The following is a 751-nucleotide window of genomic DNA, read 5'->3' as shown; positions in this document are numbered from 1 at the left end:
AACTCGGTTTTCTTACTTCAAAATAGACTACTTAATTAAAAAGTTGCTATAAATTGGCGCAAAATTTGCTTTGATTTATTATCTTGGTTAGTAGAGTGCATTTTGCAATGCGGTATTTGAAGTCTTGTCATTTAATATCAGTTTTATTCTTATCTTTTTATTTATATGGATGCAGCAGCGCAACTGTAAATAACGAGAGCGTGCAGCATTCTTTAATAACTGATAAACAAGTAAAAGAGTATGTTTCGCAGTGGCACTTACAGCAAGAAAGCATTGGTCGTTTAACTGCTATGGAAGATGATTTACAGCTATTAATTATGGCGTTATCGTCTCAAAGTGAATTAACTGAAAACCCTCCTTTACTCATGCAAAGTAAAACCGATATCACCTATGGTAATCAGCCTTCACAGAATTTGGAACCGACGGCACTAAATAACACTCCCGAAGTAAAAACACCAAACTTACAAAACTCAGAACTCACCTTAACAGATGAAACTAAAATTGGAGCACAGCTTGGTTGGTATTTAAAGCCAGAGCTTGTTAGAGCAAGAGTCGAAAGGCTTAAGCAATTATACCCTAGTGCATTTACTCAATTTAATTTTACTATGTTTGAACGTAAAAATAATAATATGACTTTGTATGGATTACGTGTAGGTCCATTTAAAAACGATGCTCAAGTAAGTGCGTTTTGTTATTTAGCTAATCAGCTTGATCAAGTATGTAATATTGCTGCTTTTGTCGGAAAACCAAT

1 protein-coding gene is annotated in these 751 nt (G+C 34.2%); it reads left to right on the top strand.

Going from position 1 to position 751, the window contains the following annotated elements; genetic code table 11:
* Positions 1-200: 200 nt before the first annotated feature.
* Positions 201-751 (top strand): SPOR domain-containing protein (locus H5072_RS20790; protein WP_182694681.1); only part of this gene is annotated, 551 nt, incomplete at its 3' end.

Source organism: Pseudoalteromonas sp. SR45-5, assembly GCF_014163565.1.
GTDB classification, from domain to species: domain Bacteria; phylum Pseudomonadota; class Gammaproteobacteria; order Enterobacterales; family Alteromonadaceae; genus Pseudoalteromonas; species Pseudoalteromonas distincta.
This window is presented reverse-complemented; position numbering and strand designations above follow the sequence as displayed.